Raw genomic sequence first — 21520 nt, forward strand, 5'->3', positions numbered from 1 at the left:
GGCGGGGCACCCTGGGCGGCGGCGGGGCTGGAGAGGGCGGTGCCGGCGGCCAGCGCCAGCGCAGCGGCGCTCGGCAGGGCCCGGTTCAGCCAATCAATCCAGAGGCTTCCGCCATTCTGGCCCGAAAGGGCCTTGTGCTGGTGGGGCGACATAACCAATCTCCAGGGCCGAATGATACCGACCGGTTCGTCCCAAGGTAAGTGACCGGTCAGTATCGTTAAAGGGGCTTTTTTGTGGCGATGTACAATTCCGCCGCCGAGAGGAGTGAGGGCCATCATGTCCAGCGCCACGGCCGATAAGCCGAAGGCCGCCGACCGCATCCAGGCTGCCGCGAAGGACCTGTTCTATCGGCACGGCATCCGCGCGACCGGAATCGAGGAGGTCTGCCGTGTGGCGGAGGCGACGAAGATGAGCCTCTACCGGGCCTATTCCAGCAAGGATGCGCTGGTCGCCGCCATCCTTTGCGACGATTCCGCCGCCTATGATGCCTGGTTCGAGGCGGTGACGGCGCCGCACCCGGCCCCGGCGGCGAAGCTGCAGGCGCTGGTGGAGGCGGTGGCGGCGAAGCTGGCGGTGCCGGACTACCGCGGCTGCCCGCTGCTGCTGGCCCAGGCCGAATTCCCCGACCCGTCCCACCCGACGCATCAGCTGGTGGCCGAGCACAAGGCGCATATGCGGGCGGGGCTGGCCCGGCTGGCCGCCGCGGCCGGCGCGGCGAAGCCCGAGGCACTGGGCGACACGCTGTCGCTGCTCTTCGACGGCGCCTGGGCCGCGCTGCCCTATCTCGGCCCGGAGCGGGCGGGCGAAAGCCTGCGCCAGGGTGCCGCGGCGGTCATCGCCGCCGCACTGCCGGAGACCGGCGCCGTCGGCTGAGCGGCGCAGGGCGGCCATGAACCGGTCGCCGACCGCGTCTCCGTCTTAAGCGTAAAGTTACCCCTGTCTGCGAAATTCCGTCCGTGGGCATGCCTCTAACCGAGGCAAGGACGGAGGTTGAATAGCACCAGCATGAGCCAGTGCAGGGGTGAGGTTCGGGTGGTGGAGCTGTCAGGCCCACTGACCATCGCGTCCATGGCCAGGTGCCGGGCGCGGTTGCTGGAGGCCTTCCAGGACCAGCGCGATATCGTCGTCGCGTGCGAGGACGCGACCGAATTCGACATCGCTTTCGTGCAGGTCATCCTCGCCGCGCGCAAGCTGGCGGATGAGCACGGCATCGGCCTGCGCCTGGCGGAGCCAGCGCCGGCCGGGCTGCAGGACATCATCCGGCGTGGCGGATTCGCGGCCGCCCTGGGGCTGGAAGACGTCGCCGCGCCGCAGCCGGTGCGGCACTGATGAAGACGATCCTCAGCGTCGATGATTCGGCCAGCATCCGGCAGATGGTGAAGCTGACCCTGTCGGGCAGCGGGCACCAGGTGGTGGAGGCGGTGAACGGCGCCGATGGGCTGAAGCGGGCCCAGGCGGGCGCGGTGGACATGATCGTCACCGACCTGAACATGCCGGTGATGGATGGCCTGACCTTCATCCGCGAGGTGCGCAAGCTGCCCGCCTACAAGGGCGTGCCGATCCTGTTCCTGACCACGGAATCGGATGCCGCCATCAAGCAGCAGGCGAAGCTGGCCGGCGCGACCGGCTGGATCACCAAGCCTTTCCAGCAGGACCAGCTGCTGGCCGTGGTGAAGAAGGTGCTCGGATGAGCGCGCCTGTCGATGCCACCGAGACCTTTCGCCAGGAAGCCGGGGAGCTGCTGGAGGAGTTGGAGCAGGCGCTGCTCGACCTGGGGCAGACGCTGGATGACCGCAGCCTGGTCGATACCGTCTTCCGCGCCATGCATACCATCAAGGGCTCCGGCGCCATGTTCGGCTTCGAGGCCATCGCCGGCTTCACGCATGACTTCGAGACCGCCTTCGACCAGGTGCGCAAGGGCCTGACGCCCTGTAGCCGCGACCTGATCGGCGCCGGGCTGCGCGCCACCGACCATATCCGCACCCTGCTGAACCGGCCGGAGGCGGCCGATCCGGCGACCGGCGCGGCGATCCTGGTCGCGCTGCACCGGGCGCTGGCGGAAGCCTCCGACGGTGCCGGGGCCGCAGAGGATGCACCGGCCGCGCAGGCCGCGGCCGCCGGCCAATGGCGCATCACCTTCCGCCTGGCCGCCGATGCGCTGGTGAATGGCACTAAGCCGCTCATCATGCTGGATGAGCTGCGCGAGCTGGGCGAGGCGCGGATCGTCGCGCTGGTGGATGCGGTGCCCGCGCTCGACGTGATGGACCCGGACTCCTGCGCGCTGGGCTGGGACGTCGTGCTCTCGACCGATCGGCCGCGAAGCAGCATCGAGGAGGTCTTCCTCTTCGTCAGTGACGATGCCTCCATCGAGATCGTCGATCTGTCCGGCGGCGGGGCGCCGGCACCGGTGCCGGCGACGGGCGGCGATCCCGCCGGCGTCGCGCCGGTGGCCGAACGCGCCCGCAGCGAGCCCGAGGCCGGCAAGGTCGGCAGCAGCCTGCGGGTGCAGGCCGAGCGGCTGGACGAACTGATGGATCGGGTCGGCGAACTGGTCATTGCCCAGGCAAGGCTGAGCCAGCTCGCCGGCGTCGGCGACGACGGCAACCTGACCACCGTGGCGGAGGAGATCGAGCGCCTCGTCTCCGAGTTGCGCGATACCACGATGAGCATCCGCATGCTGCCCATCGGCTCGCTCTTCGCCCGTTACAGGCGCCTGCTGCACGACCTGTCGCGCGACCTCGGCAAATCCGTGGAACTGGTGACCAGCGGCGAGGATACCGAGCTGGACAAGACGGTGATCGAGCGGCTGGCCGATCCGCTGGTCCATCTCATCCGCAATGCGGTGGACCATGGGCTGGAAACGCCCGAGCAGCGGCTGGCGACGGGCAAGGCCGAGGGCGGCACCCTGCGCCTCGCCGCCCGCTACTCCGGCGCCGAGGTGCTCGTCACCGTCAGCGACGATGGCCGCGGCCTGAATGCCGAGCGGATCCGTGCCAAGGCGGTGGAGCAGGGGCTGATCGGCGCCGAGGCGAAGCTGCCGGACCATGAGCTGCACCAGCTGCTCTTCCATCCCGGATTCTCGACCGCGCAGGAGATCTCCGCCATCTCCGGCCGCGGGGTCGGGATGGATGTGGTGAAGCGCGCGATCGAGGCGCTGCGCGGCTCCATCGATATCACCACCGTGCCGGGGCGCGGCACCGAGGTGACGCTGCGGCTGCCGCTGACCCTCGCCATCATCGAGGGGCTGCTCGTGCGGGTCGGCAAGGCGCGCTACGCCATTCCGCTCTCGGCGGTGGAGGAATGCGTCGAGCTGCCCGCCACCGAGGAGCAGCGCTCACATGGCCGCAGCTTCCTGAACATCCGGGGCGCGCTGGTGCCCTTCCTGCGGCTGCGCGAATTGCTCCAGGCCGATACGCCGCCGGACCCGCATCAGAAGGTGGTCATCATCGCCACCGGCGAGCAGCGGGTGGGGCTGGTGGTGGACCAGATCATCGGCAGCCACCAGACGGTGATCAAGTCGCTCTCTACCCTGCACGCGGATGTGGAGACCTTTTCCGGCGCCACCATCCTCGGCGATGGCACGGTGGCGCTGATCTTCGACGTTAGCCACCTGCTGGAGGTCGGCCAGGCGCATGAGGAGAGGACGCGCGTCCTCCGGCGGGAGGCCGCATGATGACGGGGGCGAGCAGCCTGCGGGACCTCGATGTCCTGACCCTCGGGATCGGCGGCGAGATCTTCGCGGTCGAGGCGGCGGCAGTCCGCGAGATTCTCGACTTGGTGCCGGTGACGGAGGTGCCGGGCGCGCGCGCCTTCGTCGGCGGCGTCATCAACGTGCGGGGCCGGATCGTGCCGCTGGCCGATCTGCGGGTACAGTTCGGCATGCCGGTGACGCCACCGACGCTGGACACCCGGATCGTCGTGCTGGAACTCGAGCTCGATGGCGGACCGACGGCGGTGAGCATCCTTGCCGACCGTGTCTATGAGGTGACCCAGCTCGCCGCCGGCTCGCTGGAGGATGCCCCGCGCATCGGCATGCGCTGGCGGCAGGATTTCATCCGCGGCATCGGCAAGCGGGACAGCGACTTCATCATCATCCCCAACCTGCCCCGCATTCTGAACTGAGTCGCGGCATTCCGCCCGTTTTCCCGTTCCCCCCACCCTGGAGCTCGCTTGCGTATGCGCATCACCATCAAGGCCAAGCTTCTGGCCTCATTCGCCTTCGTCCTGATCCTGATGGCCTCCATGGCGCTATTAGGCATCTCCAACCTCGGCTCCTTGAACACATCCCTGGCGCAGGTTCTGGATGGCCCGGTGGCGCGGGCTCAAAGATCCCAGGTGGCGATGACCGACCTGGCGCTGCTGGTGCGGGCCGAGAAGAACATGGCCCTATCCTCCGACCGGGCGACGATCGACCGCTTCGAGGCGGAACTCCTGCAACGCCGCCAGGCGCTGCTTGCGATGGTCGATACCGCGATCACCGGGGCGTCTGAGCAGGGGCGGCCGCGCTGGGTCGCGGTGCGCACCTCGGTACAGCAATATGGCCAGGTGCAGGACCGCATGCGCGACCTGATCCGGCGTGGCGAGGCGGCCGAGGCCGTCCAGCTCTCAATCACCGCCGGCCGGCAGAATGTGAGCGAGGCGCAGGAAAAGCTGCTCGAGATCATCGGCATCAACGAGGCGGCGGTGCGCCAGGCACGCCTCATGGCGACTGGCACCTACGAGGACGGCCGCAACCTGCTGATCCTCATCGGCGCCGTTGCCATGCTGCTCGGCATCGGCGCGGCGGTCTGGATCGCGCTCTCGGTCAGCCGCGGCATCAGCCGGGCGGTGGGCCTTGCCAGCGCGGTGGCAATCGGTGATCTCAGCCAGAAGGTGACGGTGACCAGCAACGACGAGATCCGTGATCTCATCACCGCGATGAACCGTATGACGGATAGCCTGAATGCAACGGCCGGCGTGGCGGATGAGATCGCCGCTGGCAACCTGACCGTCCGCATGACGCGGCTTTCCGACAAGGACACCATGGGCATGGCGCTCGAGAAGATGCTCGAGAAGCTGCGCGGCGTGGTCACGGAAGCGACGATGGCGGCGCAGAACGTTTCTTCCGGCAGCCAGGAGCTCTCCTCGAGCGCCGAGCAGCTTGCCCAGGGTGCCAGCGAGCAGGCCTCCTCGGCCGAGGAGGCTTCCGCCTCGATGGAGGAGATGGCGGCGAACATCAAGCAGAACGCCGAGAATGCCGGCCAGACCGAGAAAATCGCCCGCCAGTCCGCCAAGGATGCCCAGGCGAGCGGCGAGGCCGTGGGCCAGGCGGTGAATGCGATGCAGACCATCGCCGAGAAGATCAACATCGTGCAGGAGATCGCCCGGCAGACCGACCTGCTGGCGCTGAACGCGGCGGTCGAGGCGGCGCGGGCGGGCGAACACGGCAAGGGCTTCGCCGTCGTCGCGTCCGAGGTCCGCAAGCTGGCCGAGCGCAGCCAGGCGGCGGCGGGGGAGATCAGCACGCTCTCCTCCGATACGCTGAAAGTGGCCAAGGAGGCGGGCGACATGCTGCTGCGGCTGGTGCCCGACATCAAGCGCACGGCGGAGCTGGTCGAGGAGATCACCGCCGCCTGCCGCGAGCAGGATATCGGTGCGGACCAGATCAACCAGGCGATCCAGCAGCTCGACAAGGTCACCCAGCAGAATGCCAGCGCGTCGGAGGAAGTCTCCGCGACCTCCGAGGAGCTGGCGGCGCAGGTCGAGACGCTGCAGACAACCATCGCCTATTTCAGGGTCGATGACGTTGCCGGCGCGCCGCGCGCGGCGCCACGGCCGGCACGGGCCGCCGCCGAGCCGGCCCGTATCACCGTCAGCCGCCCGAGCCTTGCGGTAACCCGCCCGGCGCCGGCCAAACCTGCCGCCCGGAAGCAGGCGAATGGCAAGGTCAATGGCGGCGGCTTCGCGCTCGACCTAGGCAGTGCCGAGGATCATCTCGATGGCGAATTCCAGCGCCACTGACCGCAGCGACCGATCCGCCCGGGATGAGAGGAAGACGAGGCATGAACGATCTTTCGCAATACGTGACGCTCGGCGTGGACCATGAGGTCTTTGCCATCCCGGTTTCCAAGGTGCAGGAAATCCTCGACATGCGGCAGATCGCACGGCTGCCGCATGCGCCGGGCTATCTGCTGGGGCTGATCGATGTGCGGGGGCATAGCGTCCCCGTCATCGACCTGCGGCGGAAGCTCGGCCTGCCGGCCATCGAGCCGACGGCCAATTCGCGCATCCTCGTGCTGGAAGTCACGATCGAGGCGCGGCCGCTGCGGCTCGGCCTGTTGGCGGACCGGGTTTTCGAAGTGACGGGGCTGGACGAGGACAAGGTCGATCCCTCGCCGGAGATCGGCCAGCAATGGCGTTCCGACTGCATCCTCGGCATCGGCCGTCGACGCGGTGCCTTCGTCATCATCTTCGATATCGCCAGCCTCATCGCCAACGACGTCCCGGCGCTTGTCATGCCTGAGGCATCGCTTGCAGCCTGATCCGGAGTTCGGCATGTCGGACCAGCTCAGCGAGGGCCGCTTCCGTCAGGTGGCCGCGCTGATCGAACGCGACATCGGCATTCGCCTGCCGCCGGCGAAGCGGTCGATGGTTGAAGGCCGGCTGCGCAAGCGGGCCCGCAGCCTCGGCATGGCCGGCGTGAACGAGTATTGCCAGGCGCTGTTCGACGAAGGTCAGCTCGACGTGGAATACATCCACCTCGTCGATCTGGTCACGACCAACAAGACGGATTTCTTCCGCGAGGCCGAGCACTTCGCCTTCCTGCGTGACGTCGCCGTCCCGCGCCTGCTCTCCACCCGCGGCGCACGGCGCGACCGGCGCCTGAAGATCTGGAGCGCCGCCTGCTCGATCGGCGCGGAAGCCTTCACCGTCGCCATGGTGCTGGAGGACATGCTGCGTGCGGGCAACCTTGATTTCCGCTACGCCGTCCTGGGCACCGATATCTCCACCCAGGTATTGGGACAGGCTATCGGCGCGGTCTATCCGGCGGACATGCTGGTGCCGGTGCCGGCCGAGATGCGGCGCCGCTACACCATGCGGCCCCGTGACCAGGGGCGGCAGGAGCTGCGGATCACGCCGGAGCTGCGGGCCAATGTCCGCTTCCATCACCTCAACCTGATGGACACGAGCTATCCTTTCGACCGCGATGTCGACGTGATCTTCTGCCGCAACGTCCTGATCTATTTCGACCGCCCGACGCAGCATGCGGTGCTGACGCGGCTTTGCGGCCATCTGCGCCCGGGCGGCTACCTCATCGTCGGGCATTCCGAATCGTCGGCGGGCGGCGGGCTCACCGGGATGCGCCATGTCACCACCGCCATCTGGCAACGTGAGCAGGGAGATGCGCCGTGAACAGGCCGCCAGGCAAGATCCGGGTCCTCATCGTCGATGACAGTGCCTCCGTCCGCCAGGCGCTGACGGGCATCATCCAGCAATCCGGCGACCTGGTGGTCATGGCCACCGCCTCGGACCCCTTCATCGCCGCGGCCCGCATCCAGGAGGAAGTGCCGGATGTGATGATCCTGGATATCGAGATGCCGCGCATGGATGGCATCACCTTTCTGCGGCGGATCATGGCTCAGCGGCCCATCCCGGTCATTATCTGCTCCTCGCTGACGGAGCAGGGCTCGGCCACCCTGGTGCAGGCGATGGAGGCGGGGGCGGTCGATGTGATCGCCAAGCCGCAGGTGGGCACGACGCAGTTCTTCCTCGAATCCGCGGTTCGGATCTGCGATGCGGTCCGCGCGGCGGCGCAGGCGCGGATCCGCCGGCAGGCTGCGGCCGGGCGGCTGCGCGATATTGAGAAGAAGCTGAGCGCCGACGTGATCCTGCCGCCGCCGAACAGCCGGGCGATGTCGCGGACGACGGAACGTATCGTCTGCATCGGCGCCTCCACCGGCGGCACGGAATCGCTGACGGAGGTGCTGACGGCGCTGCCCATTTCCTGCCCCGGCCTCGTCATCGTCCAGCACATGCCGGAGAAATTCACCGCCGCCTTCGCCCGCCGGCTGGACGGACTCTGCCGGATCGATGTGAAGGAGGCGGCGGATGGCGATGCGGTCCTGCCGGGACGGGCACTGATCGCGCCGGGCAACCATCATCTGCTGCTGCATCGCAGCGGCGCGCGCTATCACGTCACGGTCAAGGACGGTCCGTTGGTGTCGCGCCACCGGCCTTCGGTGGATGTGCTGTTCCGATCCACGGCACAATACGCCGGGTCCAATGCCATGGGGGTCATCATGACCGGCATGGGCGACGACGGGGCCAAGGGCCTGCTGGAGATGCGCAAGGCCGGTGCCTTCACCCTGGCGCAGAATGAGGAAAGCTGCGTCGTCTTCGGCATGCCGAAGGAAGCGATCGCCCTGGGCGCGGCGGAGCGCGTCATCCCGCTCGACCGTATCGCGCATGAGATCGCGGAACAGCGCCAATGGGCCTGAGCGCGGGACCCGGCGTCGCTGCCGTCCGCAAGGTTGCGCTGCGGCTGAAGGATGCCTTCCAGCCGGTGGATGCCGAGATCGTATCGCTGGGCAGCCAGCTCGGCGCTGCGATCGAATTGGTCCAGGGCATTACCGGCAGCTTCGAATCGCTGCCGCGGGAGATGGAAGGTGCGGCGCTGGCGGCCGCGACGGAGGCGCTGCGCGGGGCGGCAGCGACCATGCAGGACCTTGCGGCGGCCCTGCAGCGGGAGCATGGCGGCTTCCTTGCCCTGACCGGGCGGCTGGCGCAGATCGGCGCCTCCATCTCCCGGCTGGAGGGGACGCTCCGGACGCTGTCCCTGCTCTCGTTGAACTCGCGCATCGTGGCGACCGGCATCGAGGATGAGGGCGACGACCTCAACAGCTTCTCGCGCGATATCGCCGCGCTGGTGGCGACCGGGGAGGAGGCGGTGCGCGGCTATCGCACGGCCTATGGCCAGGTGACGGCGGTATTGCGCAGCGCGGCGGCGACGCAATCGGGCTTCGCGGACCGGCACGGCGCCATGTTGCGGCAGGTGGCGCGGCAGATCGAGGAGAGCCTGGGCGGCATCGCCGAACGGCGCGACCGGGCACGGGCGGCAGCGCAGGCCATCGGCGACCGCGGGCGCGAGATCGGTGGCGCCATCGGCACCGTCGTCACGGCTCTGCAGGTCGGTGACAGCACGCGGCAGCGGCTGGAGCATGTCTCGGACACGCTCGGCCTGCTGGTGGACGAACCGGACACGGGTTGCGCCTGGGCGCAGGGCCTGACGCCGGCCGAACAGGAGGGCCTGTTCGGCAGCGTGGTGCGGACCCAGTCCGCGCAGCTTCGTCGCACCGGGGAAGACCTGGCGGCGGAGGTGGCGCGGATCACCACGTCCTTGCAGGGGCTGGGACGGGACAGCGCAGCGCTGGTGGCGATGGGCACCACGGTCTATGGCCAGGCGGAGCGCGGCGGCGGTTCCTTCCTCGCCGCGTTGGAGCGCAACCTGGCGGCCGCCGCCGGGCTGGTGCGGGAGTGCCGGCAAAGCCGCGGCCAGGTGGATGAGGCCATCCAGGCGATCGATACCATGCTGCGGGAGCTGATCGCCCAGCTCCGCTCGGTGCGGGATATCGAGGCCGATATGCGGCTGGTCGGTCTGAACGCGGCCTTCAAATGCCTGCGGCTCAGCAACAAGGGCCGCGCGCTCAATGTCATTGCCCGGGAGTTGCGCGGCTATGCCTGGCAGACCGTCGAATGCGTCAATGGACTCTTCGACGAACTGCGCGGCACGCTGGAGGCCGGCGAGGCCATGCGGACCGAAAGCCGGGCGCTGCGGGCGGAGGACCTCGATTCCCTGCTCGGCGCCATGGCTGATGCGCTCGCGGGATTGCGCGACGTCGGGCAGCGGATGGACAGGGCGCTGACGCACTTGGACCAGCATGGCCATGCCGCCGCTGAAACCCTGGCACGGATGGCGGCGGGGCTGCCGGCCACCGCCAGCCTGCTGCAGGATATTGCGCAGGATGCCGGCCTGCTGGAGGCATCGGCAGGGGAGGGGAGGGGCCCGGACCTCGAGCCGGCCGTGCTGGCGGCGCGGCTGACGATGCTGGGGGCCGATCGCTACACCATGGCCAGCGAGCGGGAGGTCCACAACGGGATGCAGGGCACGCCGGCCTCCGCCCCGGCCGAGGCGCTGGAGGATATCCTGTTCTGAGGCGCCCGCTCAGGGCCGGCGGCGGCGCGGGGCGATATGCTCCAGCCAGGCCTGGGCGGCGAGATAGGCTGCCTCATCCGCCGTATGGGTGACGCGCTGGCCAGCGGCCTGGGTCAATGCCAACTGCGCGATCGTCGAGCTCTCGCTGTCGTTCAGCGGCTGCGGCGCCACCGTCAGGGACGCGGCGACGGCGCTGGAAGTGATGAACATGCAAACAAGCCCGCTGCGAATCATAACCCTGATTTCCCCATCCGCGGCGAAGGCCGTGCCGGCGCCGCGGGTCGATGCCATATAGCGACAAGATGGGGCCGTATCATGGCCGCGGCCAACCACATCTGCGAATGGGGACCATTCGCGCGATGGATGCGGCCGGGCGGCTAGAGGGCGCCGGCGCGGCGCATCGCCTCGATCGCGGCAGCGTCATAACCCAGTTCCGCCAGCACCTCCGCGGTATGCTGCCCCAGCGCCGGGACATCGCCCATCGCCGCCTCCACGTCGGCGAGGACGGCGGGCGGCAGCAGGGCGCGGATCGGGCCGCCCGGGGTCCCGATATCCCGCCAGCGATCCCGCGCGGTGAATTGCGGATGGTGCCAGAGATCCATGGGCTGATTCAGCCGGCCATTGGCGATGCCGGCCGCATCCAGCCGCGCGACAACCTCGCGTGAGGTCAGGGTGGTGAACAGCGCCTCCACCGCCGCGGTCAGCGCCGGGCGATGGATGACGCGGGCGGCATTGGTGGCGAAGCGCGGGTCCGCCACCAGCTCCGGCCGCTGCAGCACCTCCCGGGCGAAGACCGCCCATTCGCGGTCGTTCTGCAGGCCGAAGATCACTTCCCCGTCCGCGGTCCGGTGCGTGCCATAAGGCGCGACCAGCGGATTGCCCGAGGCTTCCCGCACCCAGGGCAGGTTGCCATAGGCGCCGCGGTACATCGGGTAGTGCATCCACTCGGTCAGCGCATCCAGCATCGCCACCTTGACCGAGGCGCCGCGGCCGGTGCGGGCCCGCCGCAGCAGCGCCGCCAGGATCCCCTGCTGGGCATACATCCCGGTGCAGATATCGGCCATCGAGAGGCCGACGCGGGAAGGCGTCTCCGGCGTGCCGGTGACGCTCATCACCCCGGCCTCGGCCTGGATCAGCAAGTCATAGGCCTTCTTGCCGGCGAAGGGGCCCTCGTCGCCATAGCCGGAGATGTCGCAGACGACGATGCCGGGGTTGGTCGCCGACAATGTCTCATACGAAAGGCCGAGCCGGGCGGCGGCGCCCGGCGCCAGGTTCTGCATCACCACATCGGCACCGGCGACCAGCTTGCCGAGCACCGCCTGGGCCTCGGGGTGCTTCACGTCGAGGGTGATGCTGCGCTTGCCGCGGTTGAGCCAGACGAAGTTGGCGGATTGGCCATGCACCGCGCTGTCGTAGCCGCGGGCGAAGTCGCCGACGCCGGGGCGTTCCACCTTCACCACGCTGGCGCCGAGGTCGGCGAGGTGACGCGAGCAGATCGGGCCGGCGACGGCGTGTTCCAGGGCGACGACGCGGATGCCTTCGAGCGGCAGCATGGCATCGGCCCTGTCCGGTGCGGCGGTCATGCGCCTGCGATCCTGGCAAAGGCAGGCGATCCCCCGCGATACCTCATGCATTCCCCCGCTATTGGCCGTCTCCGGCATTCCACGCCATACCAGGATGCGGCGCCGAGGCCGTCAAGGGCTGGGCGCCGCAGCCGCGGGCCGCGATGCAGGGGCGGCGGACGGCGATCGACGACCAGCAACGGGACCCATCAGCCATGACCGATTCCGACCCCGCCCCATTCGATCCGGCCCGGCACCGCATGGTGCCCGAGCAGCGCTGGTTCGAGGATTTCGCCCTCGGCGAGCGCTTCGTCCTGCCCAGCCGGACCATGACCGATGCCATCTTCCTGGCCTTCCAGGCCGCCAGCGGGGACAATCACCCGGTCCACTACGATGCGGAATACTGCCGCGCCCGGGGGATGCCGCAGATGCTGGCGCATGGGCTGCAGACGCTGATCCAGACGGCGCCGGGCGCCGGGCTCTTTCCCTATCTGGTCGAGGATTCGCTGGTCGGCTTCGTCGAGCAGTCGAGCCGCTTCCACAAGCCGGTCTATGTCGGGGATACGCTCTACCCGGCGCTCACGGTGGGGGAGGCGACGCCGCGCCGGACCACCGGCGTCATCGGCCTGACCAGCACCGTGCACAACCAGCGGCGGGAGCTGGTGCTGGATGGGATGATGCGCTTCATCATCCGCAAGCGGGGGTGAGCTACTCGCCCGGCGCGGCGCGGACGATCTCGAGCTTCTTCTGCGCCGCGCGGCCATCCGCGGCCACGACCCGGTTCCGCCCGGCGCGCTTGGCCTCGTACAGCGCCGCATCGGCCGCCTTCATCGCATCCACCAGCCGGGCGGCGGTCTGCGGCACCGCGGCGACGCCGATGGAGACGGTGACCGGCGGCAGCGGGATGCTGCCCACGGTGCGCGCGACGGTGCCGCTGAGCGCGGCGATGGCGCGGCGGATATCATCCGCCCGCTCGGTCGCCTGTTCGATGTCGCAGACGGGCAGCAGCACCGCCAGCTCCTCGCCGCCGTAGCGGCAGGCGACGTCGCTGCGGCGGAGCTGGTCGCTCAGCAGGGCGCCGACCGCATGCAGCACGGCATCGCCGGTGGCATGGCCATGGGTATCGTTGATCGACTTGAAGTGGTCCAGGTCGAGCATCAGCACCGCCACCGGCTGCCCGTCGCGGGCCACCTGCGCCTCGATCTGCGGCATGACCTCTTCGAGGAAGCGGCGGTTGTGCAGGCCGGTCAGGGAATCCCGCAGCGCCTGGCCGCGCAGCCGCTCCCGCAGGGCCTGGTTGGCCAGCGCCAGGGAGACGCTGTCGCCGAGCGCCGTGGCCAGCGCGGTCTGGTCCGCGGTCGGCGGCGGGGCATTGGCGCCGAAGGCAATGCGGAGGACGCCCTGCACCTCCCCCCGCGCCGCCATGGGGACGCAGAGGCCGCTGCCGGTCGCCGCGCAGGCGACGCAGCCGAGGCCGCCTCCCTCCGCCGTGGGATCGCCGTGATGCGGCCGGCCGCGCTTCAGCGCCCAGCATTCGGAGGGGGCGAAATGGTCCGGCGGCTCGCAGCCCGTCGCCGTGGCGGCGCCGCCGTCGCCCTTCCAGGAGGCGGCGAGGTCCAGCCGGTCGCGCGAGTTGTTGAAGGCGAAGAGCCAGCCGGACAGGCCGGGCAGCAGCCGCTTGGCGGCATGCGCCACCACGGCGCGCACGTCGCGGGCCTCGACGCCGCTCTGCAGCAGCTCGCTCATCTCGACCAGGGCGGAGAGCTCGCGGCCGCGGCGATCCGAGGCGGTGCGGGCGGTCTCGGCGGCCTTCTGGCGCCGCCGGATGATGCGGTGCGCCACGCCGAGGGCGACGATCGAGGTCAGCGTGCCGAGGAGGACGAGGATGACCACCGTGGTCTGCCGCCAGCCGAGGGCGGTGCGCCAGGCGGCGATCTTGGCCTCGCGGTCCGCCACATAGACGCCGACGAGGCGGCGGATGTCGTCCGTGGCGCGCTTGCCCTCGCTGGCCTGGGTGCCGCGGACCGCGGCGTCGGCACCGCCCGTGGCGTAATGCTCCAGCCGCCGGGCCCGGGTGCGGATGGCGACCTCGAGCGCATCCGTGATCGAGGATTCCTTCAGCTCGGCCAGGCCGCGATCGACCTTGGCGATCGACTTGTCGCGTTCCCGCTGAAAGAATTGCAGGGCGGCGTGATAATCCGCCAGCTGCTCCTGCCGGCCGCTCAGCAGGAAGCCGCGCGAGGAGCTTTCGAGGTCCACCGCCGCCTGCAGCACGCGCCGGGCATCATCCCGTTCGGTCAGGGCATATTGGACGCGGGCGTCGAAGCGCTCGGCCTCGACATAGCCCCAGGTCGCGGCCGCGGCGCCCAGCATGAGAACGGTGGCAAGGCTGGGCACGACCCATCGCCACTGGCGAAGCGTGTCGCCCTGGTGGGCATCCCGGTCGCTACCCTGAACCTGCGCCACACCCGGCATTGTTACATTCCGTCGCATCCTATCGTATTCTTTACTCTCAATGGGGATTGGGCGCGATTGAAATTGCGGCTGCAACCACCCTGGGTTGCCGAGGGCCGCCTCCGGCCCCAGCCTGGCCTTGCTGAAAATCGGGACGCCGCATCCCGGATGTGCGATTTCTCCGGCTATCACAGGGGCCAATCGGCGATCCGACGGGGGAAGCGTGCCGGAGATCAAGCCGGACCAGGCCAGGGCAGACCAAGACACGGCGGATCAGGCCGCACGGCCGCGCAAGATCATCCATATCGACATGGATGCCTTCTATGCCTCGGTCGAGCAGCGGGACGATCCGGCGCTGCGCGGCCTGCCGGTCGCGGTCGGCGGCTCGCGTGAGCGGGGCGTCGTCGCCGCCGCCAGCTACGAGGCGCGGCGATTCGGCGTCCGCTCGGCCATGCCCTCGGTCACCGCCCGGCGGAAATGCCCGGAACTGGTCTTCGTGCCGCCCCGCTTCGATGTCTACAAGGCGATCTCGCTGCAGATCCGCGGGATCTTCGCCGAGCATACGCCGTTGATCGAGCCGCTCTCGCTGGACGAGGCCTATCTCGACGTCACCGAGAATATCCAGGCCATCGCCTCGGCGACCGAGATCGCCCAGCGCATCCGCGCCAGGATCCGGGAGGTGACCGGGCTGACCGCCTCGGCCGGCGTCTCCTACAACAAATTCCTCGCCAAGCTGGCCTCCGACCACCGCAAGCCGGATGGGCTCTTCGTCATCACCCCGCGGCTGGGGCCGGCTTTCGTCGAGGACCTGCCGGTCGGCCGCTTCCATGGCGTCGGCCCGGCGACCACCGCCAGGATGGAGCGGCTGGGGATCCATACCGGCCTGGACCTGCGGGCCCAAAGCCTGGCTTTCCTGCAGCAGCATTTCGGCAAGGCCGGCGCCTATTACTACTGGATCGCCCGTGGCGTGGACGAGCGCCCGGTCCGGGCCGACCGCCTGCGCAAGTCGGTCGGCGCGGAGAATACCTTCGCCACCGACCTGACGACCTTGGACGCGGCCCGGGCGGCGCTGCACCCGATCATCGAGAAGGTCTGGCGCTATTGCGAGGGCAGCGGCGTCCGCGGCCGGACGGTGACGCTCAAGGTCAAGTATGCCGATTTCAGCCAGGCGACGCGCAGCCGGACCGGACTGGCACCGGTCGCCAGCAAGGGCGAGCTGGAGCAATCGAGCTTCGCGCTGCTGGAGCCTTTCTTTCCCGCGCCCCGCGGCGTGCGGTTGCTGGGCGTGACGCTTTCGGCGCTGCACGACGAGCAGACGGCGGCCGAGGCGCAACTGCGGCTTTCGGTCTAGCCGGGCAGGCCGGCACCCTGGGCCTGGCCTTCGCCCGTCAGCTGGTCCGCCGCCCGTACCAGATCCGCCAGGCTGCGCACGCCCATCTTGCGCATGACCTGGCCGCGGTGGAGCTTGATCGTCGCCTCCGCGACGCCGAGCTCGGCGGCGATCTGCTTGTTCAGCAGGCCAGCGGCGACCAGGGCCATCACCTCGCGCTCCCGCGCCGTGAGCCGGGCATAGGCGGTGCGCAGCGCGCTGCGCGCCTCGGTCTCGACCCGCCGCTGCCGGTCCCGCACCAACGCCGCCTGGATGGCATCCAGCAGATCCTGGTTCCGCACCGGCTTGGTGAAGAATTCGAAGGCGCCGCCCTTCATCGCCCGGACCGACATCGGCACGTCGGCATGGCCGCTGAGGAAGATGACCGGCAGGGTGATCCCGGCCTTCACGAGGTCCTGGTGGAAATCCAGCCCGCTGCGGCCCGGCAGCCGCACGTCGAGCACCAGGCAGCCGCAGGGATCCGGCGGCATCGCCGCCAGGAAGGCATCGACCGAGGGAAACAGCGTGGCGCGCAGGCCGATGGACAGCAGCAGGTCGCCGATCGCCTCCAGCACGTCCGGGTCGTCGTCGACGACATAGACCAGCTGCGGCGGCGGCGCGGCGGGCACGCGGCTAGCCATTCCCGCCCAGCGGCAGGGTGAAGCGGATGATGGTCCCGCGCGGCTTCCGGGCCACCGACCAGATCCGGCCGCGATGCGCCTCGACGATGTTGCGGCTGATCGACAGGCCGAGGCCCATGCCATCCGGCTTGGTCGTCACCAGGGGCTCGAACATCCGCACGGCGATGCCGGCATCGACGCCGGCGCCGCTGTCGGCGACCGCGACCACCACCTCGCCCTCCGCCTCGGTGCCGGCCTCGATCAGGTCCACTTCGATTAAGATGGTCCGCGCCTCGGCCTCGGGCTCGGCCTCGCCGATCGCCTCGATGGCATTCATCACCAGGTTGGCGACCACCTGCTGGAGCTGCACGCGGTCCCCGGTCACCATCGGCAGCGCCGCCGGGAAGCGGGTCTGCAGAAGGATGTTGCGGCGATCGAGCTCGGCCCGCAGCAGCACCAGGGCATCCTCGATGGTCGCCGGCAGGTCGAGCGGCACCATCCGCGGGCTGGTATTGCTGGCCAGCGCACGCAGGCTGGCGATCACCTCCGCCGCACGATGGCCGTTGCGCACCACGCGCTGCGCCGCATCGCTGGCGCGGCGGATATCCGGCTGGTCCTGCCCCAGCCAGCGCAGGCAGGTCTCCGCATTGGTGACGATCGCCATCAGCGGCTGGTTCACCTCATGCGCGATGGAGGCGGCGAATTCGCCGAGCAGGGTCATGCGGGAGGCGCGCGCCAACTCGGCCTCGGCGCGGCGCAGCGCCACTGCCGCCTCCCGCTGGCCGGTCATGTCGGAGAAGACGAGGACGGTGCCGGTGACCTGGCCATCCTCGGCCAGGATTGGGGCGCTGCTGTCGTCGATCGGGATGTCCTGCCCGCCGCGGGCGCGCAGGATGGTATTGGGCGGCAGGTCGACGATCGCGCGTGCCCGCAGGGCCCGGATCGCCGGATCCTCCAGCCGTTCCCCGGTCCGGCCATCGAAGATCTGAAACACCTCGGACAGGGGCCGGCCGAGCGCCTCCGCCTGCGGCCAGCCGGTCAGGCGCTCGGCGATCGGGTTCATGAAGGTGACGGCGGCGGCCTCGTCGGTCGAGATCACGCCGTCGCCGATGCTGGAGAGGGTCGTCTCGTAGCGCTGCTCGCTGGCCCGCAGCCGGCGGTCCGCGGCATGCTTGTAGAGCGCCATCTCGATGGTCGCCAACAGCTGCGGTTCCTGGAAAGGCTTCAGCAGGTAGCCCAGCGGCTCCGCCGCCCCCGCCCGGCGGGTGGTCTCGTCGTCCGCATAGGCGGTGAGGAAGATCACCGGGACGCGGCAGCGGTCGCGGATCTGCTGCGCGGCGGTGATGCCGTCCACCGCGCCTTCCAGTCGGATATCCATCAGCACCAGATCCGCCCGGGTATCGAGCGTGCGCGACAGCGCATCCTCCCCGCGCGAGGTGGTGCCGACGACGACATGCCCCATGCGCGCGAGTTGCTGCGCCAGATCCCGCGCGACGATCCGATCGTCTTCAACAATCAGGATACGGGCGGGCGTCACTAGGCGTGGGTGGTCCTGGGTGATCGCGGACCCGGACCATACCGGCCGCACCGGCGCATCGCTGCGATGCACCATGGCGGACGAAACCACACCCGCCGTCGGCCTGTCCAGCCTGCCGCCCCGGCATGGTGCCGCCTGGCGGTATCGATTCGGGAACGGTTCAGAACTTGAAGGCGAGCGAGGCTGCCGCGAAGTCCACGTTCCGTCCGCCGGCCTGCCGGATCGTATCGCCGACGGTGAAATGCACCAGCCAGGCCCGCAGTTCCAGGTGCCGGCCGAGCCCCCAGCGGGCCGCAAGCTGGACCTGGTGGCCGATCCAGGCGCTGCCCCGGCCGGCGGTGCCGCGCAGCGGCGCGAGGGGGACGGGGCGGTAGATGGCATCCGCCGTGGTCTGCCGCCACAGCAGGTCCCAGCCCAGCTCCAGGGTCACCGCCGGCGCCGGCTGCAGCCGGATCGAGGGGAAGAGATCGATCAGGTTGGCCGGCGCGACCAGTCCTGCCTCGGTGAAATAGGGCACCTTCGGATAGAGCGCGTTGAAGGTGCCGAGACGGCCGTCCCGCGGGTTGTCGTCGCCGCTGGCGATATCCGCCTTCAGCCCCAGCCGTGGCGACCAGGGCAGGGCAGGGAGGCTGATCCCGGTATCGGAGGCCAGGGTCCAGGCCCGGATGGCCGCCCCGCCGAAGCGGCCGGATTGCCCCGCTGCCTCCCAGTCCCAGTCCCAGGGGCCGCGGCGGCCGAAGACCCGGGCGCCCAGCGTCTGCCGCTGCTCGAAGGCGACGCCCTGGGCGAAGCCGGCCCGCTCCCGCTCGGTGCCGAAGGCATAGAGGTCGAGGCCGGTGTCGCCGAGCGGCGCCGTCAGGTACAGGCCCCAGAAGGCCTCGCCGGGGTTGGTCCGGTCGTCGAAGCCCTCCCGCAGCGGCTGTACCGGCCGGCTGACGAAGGCATCGAGCCGCGGCCCGCCGGGCTGCGCCACGATGGCGCGGACGCCGTCGAAGGCGCGGCGCAGGTTGGGGCCTTCGCGTTCCGAGACCAGCCGGCCGGAGCCGAAGGCCAATTCCTGCCGCCCGGTGCGCAGCCGTGCCTCCGCCGTGCCGAGCGGCAGGATCAGCTCGCCGAAGCCCTGCACCAGGTCGCCGCGATTCTCCTGCGTCGTCGCCAGGCTGCCGCCGCGGGCGCCGAGCCCGGCGAAGCTGCCGAGCTGGACGAAGGCGCGAAAGTTGGCGCCGAGGTGCAGGTCCGCATGCGCCATCAGCCGCTGCAGCAGCACCTCGCTCGTCTCCGGCGCGCCCAGGCGGCGGCCGATGGCGAAGCCGCCGTTGCGGGTCCACTCGTACCGCTCCCGCAGCTCCCCGCCGAGCGTCAGGAAACTGCCGTCCACACCGAGCGGCAGGTACTTGAACGCATCCAGCGCGTCGCGCCGCCGGGCGGGGTCGGCGAGGAAGCGGTAGTCCTCGTCGAAGCGATGCACCGGGAAGCCGCCCAGCGGCTGCGCCGCGGCCAGGCCCGGGAGTAGCAGCAGGACCAGGGCGACCAGCCGTCTCATGACTGGCGGAGCGGCCGGCCGAGGGTCAGGAAATGCCGCACCACCGGCGCCTCCGGTCCCTGGTGGAAGCGCCGCGCCTCCGCCTGGACATCGGCATCGGCGCGGGAGACGCGGTGATGCTGGCGCAGATGCTCGGCCCAGGATTCGACGGTGAACCATTCGACCAGCCGCTCCGGATCCGCCGCATCCTCGGTGATGCCCCAGCCGAAGGCGCCATCGCGGCGACGTTCCGCGGCAAGCTGATGCATGGCATGCAGGAAGGCGCCGCGGTCCCGGGCGGCGATGCGGTACTCGATCAGGATCAGCACCGGCCCGCGGTCGTGTGGCACCGGCTCGGCGGTCAGTGGCTCGGGCCAATGGTTCGAGGGGACGAGATCGGCCTCGCCCTTCGGCAGCTTCACCCGGTGCAGCAGCAGCCCCGCCGCGACCAGCCCGGCGGCGGCCAGCAGCAGCGTGCCGGGTACGCCCAGCACCTCCGCCGTCGTGCCCCAGCCGAGGCTGCCCGCGGTCATCGCGCCGTTGAAGACGGTGAGGTAGATCGCCAGCGCCCGGCCGCGCACCCAATTCGGCAGGATCGCCTGGGCGGTGCCGTTCAGGGTGGTCAGCGCGATGATCCAGGCCAGCCCGAGCAGCAGCAGCAGGGCCAGCGCGACCGGCCGCGGCGGGGCCAGGGCCAGCGCCGCCATCGCCACCGCGGTGGCCAGCGCGGCGGCCAGCATGAGCCCATCCGCATCGAGCCACCGCCGCAGCCGCGGCAGCAGCAGGGCGCCGAGGATGGCGCCGGCCCCGACCGCACCGAGCAGGATGCCGTAGAAGCCCGCGTCGCCGCCCAGCAGGTTGCGGGCGACCAGCGGCAGCAGCGCCCAGACCGCGCTGGCGAAGACGAAGAAGATCGCCGCCCGCAGCAGCACGACATGCAGCGGCCGGCTGGAGCGCGCGTAGCGCAGCCCGGCGCGGAAGGCGCCGCCGAAATTCTCGGACAGCGTATCCGCGGCCTTGGCCGGGCGCCGCCACCAGAGCAGCGCGGCGATGACGAAGGCGTAGCTGGTGACATCGGCGCCATAGGTCGCGGCGGCGCCGGCCGCCGAGAGCAGCAGCCCGCCGGCCGCCGGCCCGATCGAGCGGGCGATGTTGATGCCCAGCGAGTTGAGCGCGACCGCCGGCTTCATCTCCTTCGCCGGGACCAGTTCCGGCACGATGGCCTGCCAGCTCGGCCCCATCAGCGCGGCGCCGATGCCGCCGAGGAAGGTCAGCCCGACCAGCGCCGCGACCGACATGGCGCCGGAAGCGGCCAGCAAGGCCAGCGAGAGGCTGACCGAGGCCAGCAGCAGCTGGATGGCGATGAGGAATTTCCGCCGGTCGAGGATATCCGACAGCACGCCGGCCGGGATGGCCAGCAGGAAGATCGGCAGCGTCCCCGCCGCCTGGATCAGCGACACCGCGGCCGGGCCGGCGCCGAGGTCGGTCACCAGCCAGGCGCTGGCCACGTCGCGCATGAAGCTGCCGGTATTGCCGAGGATGGTCGCCGCCCAGACCACGGCGAAGCTGGCACGGCGGAGCGGCGCGAAGGCGCCAACGGGGGCTTCGGTCATGCGTCCTTCCGGGGGTGAAGGGCAACCAGCAGGAAGCCGCCGGCCAGGCCCAGATGCTCGAAGAAGCCATTCGCCGCCATGAAGCGCTCCGGCCCCGGCGGCAACGACCAGAAGCGGTTGGCGATGAGGGTGGCGGCGAGGGTGAAGACCATGAGCGCCAGCGCCCCCGCCCGGCGCCCGCGGCCGCCGAGCACCATGGCGCTGGCGATCAGCTCGAGCCCGATGGTGGCGGCGGCGGTGAGGCCCGGCAGCGGCAGGCCGAAATGCACCGCCTCCGCCACCGCGCCGGGATAGTCGAGCAGCTTGGTCAGCCCGCCCTGGAGATAGGCGGCGCAGAGCCCGAGCAGGCCGAGGCGATGCAGCATGCTCAGGCGACGTCGCGGCGCGGCGTGCCGCCCTTCGGCAGCTCACCAAAGACATGCGGCTTGCAGATCTCGCCGAGCACGCCGACCGAAGTCGCCTGGCCGGAGAACAGGTGCCGCGCCACCGGCACGAGCTGCTCGCCGACCAGGATGCCCAGCAGCCCGAGCAGGGCGATGACCGGCGGCGCCGGGGAGCGCACGCCGATCAGGCCGTAGATGACGCCGACGAGCAGCCCCGCGCCGAGCGAGAGCAGATGGATCTTCATCGCAGCCTCCCTGCGGCGTCCCG

At 70.2% G+C, this 21520-nt stretch carries 21 protein-coding genes; 12 read left to right on the forward strand and 9 right to left on the reverse strand.

Going from position 1 to position 21520, the window contains the following annotated elements:
• Window positions 1–276: 276 nt before the first annotated feature.
• The 10 genes from AC0IW9_RS22045 (at window position 277) to AC0IW9_RS22090 (ending at window position 10192) form a co-directional block, all read left to right on the forward strand.
• Window positions 277–873 carry a TetR/AcrR family transcriptional regulator gene (locus tag AC0IW9_RS22045; RefSeq protein ID WP_471650456.1) on the forward strand — a complete coding sequence of 199 codons (597 nt, stop codon included), beginning with the start codon at window positions 277–279 and terminating at the stop codon, window positions 871–873.
• 132 nt (window positions 874–1005) lie between these two features.
• Window positions 1006–1329 carry an STAS domain-containing protein gene (locus AC0IW9_RS22050; protein ID WP_471650457.1) on the forward strand — a complete coding sequence of 108 codons (324 nt, stop codon included), beginning with the start codon at window positions 1006–1008 and terminating at the stop codon, window positions 1327–1329.
• The gene (locus AC0IW9_RS22055; protein ID WP_471650458.1) at window positions 1329–1691 is read left to right on the forward strand and encodes a response regulator; all 363 of its coding nucleotides are present in this window, start codon (window positions 1329–1331) and stop codon (window positions 1689–1691) included. The genes AC0IW9_RS22050 and AC0IW9_RS22055 overlap by 1 nt, the downstream gene beginning before the upstream one ends.
• The gene (locus tag AC0IW9_RS22060) at window positions 1688–3673 is read left to right on the forward strand and encodes a chemotaxis protein CheA (protein WP_471650459.1); all 1986 of its coding nucleotides are present in this window, start codon (window positions 1688–1690) and stop codon (window positions 3671–3673) included. Before AC0IW9_RS22055 ends, AC0IW9_RS22060 begins: the two co-directional genes overlap by 4 nt.
• On the forward strand, window positions 3670–4122 hold the full coding sequence (locus AC0IW9_RS22065) for a chemotaxis protein CheW (protein WP_471650460.1): 453 nt from the start codon (window positions 3670–3672) through the stop codon (window positions 4120–4122). Before AC0IW9_RS22060 ends, AC0IW9_RS22065 begins: the two co-directional genes overlap by 4 nt.
• A 54-nt stretch (window positions 4123–4176) precedes the next feature.
• Window positions 4177–6000 (forward strand): methyl-accepting chemotaxis protein, encoded by a 1824-nt coding sequence (locus tag AC0IW9_RS22070; protein ID WP_471650461.1) that lies wholly within the window; start codon window positions 4177–4179, stop codon window positions 5998–6000.
• A 41-nt stretch (window positions 6001–6041) separates the two neighbouring features.
• Window positions 6042–6521 (forward strand): chemotaxis protein CheW, encoded by a 480-nt coding sequence (locus AC0IW9_RS22075; protein WP_471650462.1) that lies wholly within the window; start codon window positions 6042–6044, stop codon window positions 6519–6521.
• Window positions 6522–6534: 13 nt separating this feature from the next.
• Window positions 6535–7392 (forward strand): CheR family methyltransferase, encoded by an 858-nt coding sequence (locus AC0IW9_RS22080; protein ID WP_471650463.1) that lies wholly within the window; start codon window positions 6535–6537, stop codon window positions 7390–7392.
• A complete protein-coding gene (locus tag AC0IW9_RS22085; RefSeq protein ID WP_471650464.1) occupies window positions 7389–8477 on the forward strand; it encodes a protein-glutamate methylesterase/protein-glutamine glutaminase in 1089 nt (362 codons plus the stop codon). Before AC0IW9_RS22080 ends, AC0IW9_RS22085 begins: the two co-directional genes overlap by 4 nt.
• On the forward strand, window positions 8468–10192 hold the full coding sequence (locus tag AC0IW9_RS22090; RefSeq protein WP_471650465.1) for a hypothetical protein: 1725 nt from the start codon (window positions 8468–8470) through the stop codon (window positions 10190–10192). Before AC0IW9_RS22085 ends, AC0IW9_RS22090 begins: the two co-directional genes overlap by 10 nt.
• A gap of 9 nt (window positions 10193–10201) precedes the next feature.
• On the opposite strand, the gene AC0IW9_RS22095 is transcribed toward AC0IW9_RS22090, so the two are convergent.
• A complete protein-coding gene (locus tag AC0IW9_RS22095; protein WP_471650466.1) occupies window positions 10202–10402 on the reverse strand; it encodes a hypothetical protein in 201 nt (66 codons plus the stop codon).
• 167 nt (window positions 10403–10569) lie between these two features.
• The gene (locus tag AC0IW9_RS22100; RefSeq protein WP_471650467.1) at window positions 10570–11775 is read right to left on the reverse strand and encodes a CaiB/BaiF CoA transferase family protein; all 1206 of its coding nucleotides are present in this window, start codon (window positions 11773–11775) and stop codon (window positions 10570–10572) included.
• Between the two features lie 194 nt (window positions 11776–11969).
• On the opposite strand from AC0IW9_RS22100, the gene AC0IW9_RS22105 reads away from it, so the two are divergent.
• Window positions 11970–12461, forward strand: coding sequence for a MaoC family dehydratase (locus AC0IW9_RS22105; RefSeq protein WP_471650468.1), 492 nt, complete (start codon window positions 11970–11972; stop codon window positions 12459–12461).
• Window position 12462: 1 nt separating this feature from the next.
• On the opposite strand, the gene AC0IW9_RS22110 is transcribed toward AC0IW9_RS22105, so the two are convergent.
• On the reverse strand, window positions 12463–14151 hold the full coding sequence (locus AC0IW9_RS22110) for a diguanylate cyclase (protein WP_471650469.1): 1689 nt from the start codon (window positions 14149–14151) through the stop codon (window positions 12463–12465).
• A 367-nt stretch (window positions 14152–14518) separates the two neighbouring features.
• On the opposite strand from AC0IW9_RS22110, the gene dinB reads away from it, so the two are divergent.
• Window positions 14519–15559: a DNA polymerase IV gene (gene dinB / locus AC0IW9_RS22115; protein ID WP_471650524.1), complete on the forward strand. Its 1041-nt coding sequence runs from the start codon at window positions 14519–14521 to the stop codon at window positions 15557–15559.
• Here the strand turns inward: dinB and AC0IW9_RS22120 are convergent.
• The 6 genes from AC0IW9_RS22120 to AC0IW9_RS22145 all read right to left on the reverse strand — a co-directional run bounded on the left by AC0IW9_RS22120 (window position 15556) and on the right by AC0IW9_RS22145 (window position 21497).
• Complete coding sequence (locus tag AC0IW9_RS22120; protein ID WP_471650470.1) at window positions 15556–16206, reverse strand: response regulator transcription factor; 651 nt, start codon at window positions 16204–16206, stop codon at window positions 15556–15558. The two genes, dinB and AC0IW9_RS22120, sit on opposite strands and share 4 nt — an antisense overlap.
• Window positions 16207–16210: 4 nt before the next feature.
• The gene (locus AC0IW9_RS22125) at window positions 16211–17809 is read right to left on the reverse strand and encodes an ATP-binding response regulator (RefSeq protein ID WP_471650471.1); all 1599 of its coding nucleotides are present in this window, start codon (window positions 17807–17809) and stop codon (window positions 16211–16213) included.
• An 85-nt stretch (window positions 17810–17894) separates the two neighbouring features.
• Window positions 17895–19277 (reverse strand): alginate export family protein, encoded by a 1383-nt coding sequence (locus AC0IW9_RS22130; protein ID WP_471650472.1) that lies wholly within the window; start codon window positions 19275–19277, stop codon window positions 17895–17897.
• Window positions 19274–20869 (reverse strand): MFS transporter, encoded by a 1596-nt coding sequence (locus tag AC0IW9_RS22135; protein WP_471650473.1) that lies wholly within the window; start codon window positions 20867–20869, stop codon window positions 19274–19276. Before AC0IW9_RS22135 ends, AC0IW9_RS22130 begins: the two co-directional genes overlap by 4 nt.
• Window positions 20866–21234 carry a DoxX family protein gene (locus tag AC0IW9_RS22140; protein WP_471650474.1) on the reverse strand — a complete coding sequence of 123 codons (369 nt, stop codon included), beginning with the start codon at window positions 21232–21234 and terminating at the stop codon, window positions 20866–20868. Before AC0IW9_RS22140 ends, AC0IW9_RS22135 begins: the two co-directional genes overlap by 4 nt.
• A 2-nt stretch (window positions 21235–21236) precedes the next feature.
• Window positions 21237–21497, reverse strand: coding sequence for a DUF1427 family protein (locus tag AC0IW9_RS22145; RefSeq protein ID WP_471650475.1), 261 nt, complete (start codon window positions 21495–21497; stop codon window positions 21237–21239).
• Window positions 21498–21520 lie beyond the last annotated feature (23 nt).

Source organism: Belnapia sp. AC561 (assembly GCF_979252845.1).

What these genes read in the sequence shown, in the direction of transcription:
- AC0IW9_RS22075 (WP_471650462.1), top strand. Translation starts at nt 6,042, where the DNA reads ATGAACGATCTTTCGCAATACGTGACGCTCGGCGTGGACCATGAGGTC.
- AC0IW9_RS22140 (WP_471650474.1), bottom strand. Translation starts at nt 21,234, where the DNA reads ATGCTGCATCGCCTCGGCCTGCTCGGGCTCTGCGCCGCCTATCTCCAG.
- AC0IW9_RS22070 (WP_471650461.1), top strand. Translation starts at nt 4,177, where the DNA reads ATGCGCATCACCATCAAGGCCAAGCTTCTGGCCTCATTCGCCTTCGTC.
- AC0IW9_RS22050 (WP_471650457.1), top strand. Translation starts at nt 1,006, where the DNA reads ATGAGCCAGTGCAGGGGTGAGGTTCGGGTGGTGGAGCTGTCAGGCCCA.
- AC0IW9_RS22095 (WP_471650466.1), bottom strand. Translation starts at nt 10,402, where the DNA reads ATGTTCATCACTTCCAGCGCCGTCGCCGCGTCCCTGACGGTGGCGCCG.
- AC0IW9_RS22145 (WP_471650475.1), bottom strand. Translation starts at nt 21,497, where the DNA reads ATGAAGATCCATCTGCTCTCGCTCGGCGCGGGGCTGCTCGTCGGCGTC.
- AC0IW9_RS22060 (WP_471650459.1), top strand. Translation starts at nt 1,688, where the DNA reads ATGAGCGCGCCTGTCGATGCCACCGAGACCTTTCGCCAGGAAGCCGGG.
- AC0IW9_RS22100 (WP_471650467.1), bottom strand. Translation starts at nt 11,775, where the DNA reads ATGACCGCCGCACCGGACAGGGCCGATGCCATGCTGCCGCTCGAAGGC.
- AC0IW9_RS22080 (WP_471650463.1), top strand. Translation starts at nt 6,535, where the DNA reads ATGTCGGACCAGCTCAGCGAGGGCCGCTTCCGTCAGGTGGCCGCGCTG.
- AC0IW9_RS22090 (WP_471650465.1), top strand. Translation starts at nt 8,468, where the DNA reads ATGGGCCTGAGCGCGGGACCCGGCGTCGCTGCCGTCCGCAAGGTTGCG.
- AC0IW9_RS22045 (WP_471650456.1), top strand. Translation starts at nt 277, where the DNA reads ATGTCCAGCGCCACGGCCGATAAGCCGAAGGCCGCCGACCGCATCCAG.
- dinB (WP_471650524.1), top strand. Translation starts at nt 14,519, where the DNA reads ATGGATGCCTTCTATGCCTCGGTCGAGCAGCGGGACGATCCGGCGCTG.
- AC0IW9_RS22135 (WP_471650473.1), bottom strand. Translation starts at nt 20,869, where the DNA reads ATGACCGAAGCCCCCGTTGGCGCCTTCGCGCCGCTCCGCCGTGCCAGC.
- AC0IW9_RS22125 (WP_471650471.1), bottom strand. Translation starts at nt 17,809, where the DNA reads ATGGTGCATCGCAGCGATGCGCCGGTGCGGCCGGTATGGTCCGGGTCC.
- AC0IW9_RS22130 (WP_471650472.1), bottom strand. Translation starts at nt 19,277, where the DNA reads ATGAGACGGCTGGTCGCCCTGGTCCTGCTGCTACTCCCGGGCCTGGCC.
- AC0IW9_RS22105 (WP_471650468.1), top strand. Translation starts at nt 11,970, where the DNA reads ATGACCGATTCCGACCCCGCCCCATTCGATCCGGCCCGGCACCGCATG.
- AC0IW9_RS22055 (WP_471650458.1), top strand. Translation starts at nt 1,329, where the DNA reads ATGAAGACGATCCTCAGCGTCGATGATTCGGCCAGCATCCGGCAGATG.
- AC0IW9_RS22065 (WP_471650460.1), top strand. Translation starts at nt 3,670, where the DNA reads ATGATGACGGGGGCGAGCAGCCTGCGGGACCTCGATGTCCTGACCCTC.